The sequence below is a fragment of the Prevotella sp. oral taxon 317 str. F0108 genome (assembly GCF_000162415.1).
GTDB lineage: Bacteria > Bacteroidota > Bacteroidia > Bacteroidales > Bacteroidaceae > Prevotella > Prevotella conceptionensis.
This window is the reverse complement of the sequence record NZ_GG740080.1, coordinates 20,952-22,133: the sequence shown is the minus strand read 5'-3', so window position 1 is coordinate 22,133 and position 1,182 is coordinate 20,952.

The following is a 1,182-nucleotide window of genomic DNA, read 5'->3' as shown; positions in this document are numbered from 1 at the left end:
AAATTACGAGAGGTTTATTGTCTTTGTACCGTAAAGCCAAGATAAACCCTACTATCATATACGAAGTGCAGGACAAATCAATTCTTTGGCTTATAAACTCACAAAAACAGCAACTCCCGAATACATCAACTCATCAACTTGCAAACTCAAAGACTCATCAACTCAAAAACTTAAATTATTGTCTTTTATTTTACAATCGTATTCTAATTTTCACTCCGTTCTAGCGAAAAAACAGGTTAAAAAGTAGGTAAAAAGCCTCTTTTTCTTGCCTTTCACGCATCTTGTTTTGTCTGTTTTAAGGACAAAACCTGCATTTTGTACCATTTTGCCTTTCTAGATTGCTTGCCAACTCATTATTTTTTACGCCCCAAAAACCACTTTTAGCCCCTAAAATGCCACTTTTTAGTGTCTATTTTGCCCTTTCCAGCCATGTTTTTAATGGTTCTAAAGGGTTTTATTTATACATTTACGGTGTATTTTTATGCTTTTCACCTTTCATTTAGCGGCATTTTACCCTGTATTTAGCACCGTTTTACCTTGCATTTAGCACCAAAACGCACTGCATTTAGCATCAAAACGCATTACGTTTAGCGGCATATTGCACTGCGTTTAGCATCAAAACGCACTATATTTTGCTGCAAATCGCCAAAAAACGGGTGTTAGTGGCGGTCGGTTTAAATAAAAATTCATTTTTCCTGCATGTACAACTAACCCCTTTTTTGCATCAAAACGAACCTTCGCGAGAATCGATTTTTTGCGGCAAGGTGAGCGGTTGGTGGATAAAAAAGCCACTTTTTGTGTTAAATTTCTTACCGAAAACTATACAAAACGGTTGCGCCGCATACGTGTGCATGGGCAACGGCACGTAGCCCCCACAGGCTTACAACCGCCAACGCAAATGGATGCAGGGCATGCAGCTCATGGCCAACGGGGGCAGCATCATGGAAATGCAGAAGTAATCTTGACTTTGGCTCTGTGTTGTTTAGCGTAAAAGCATTTTTGGGATTACCAGTTACTCCTTACTCCTTTACTCCTTACTACCTGTTGTTTAGCGTAAAAGCATTTTATGGATTACCAGTAGGTTATGCCCAAATCTAATCTCCCTTTATGGTGTTTTGTAAGGATTTCGGGCGTTTTTGCCAGTTTTTAGTAAAAGCCTATCTATGCAACATCTTTCTATTT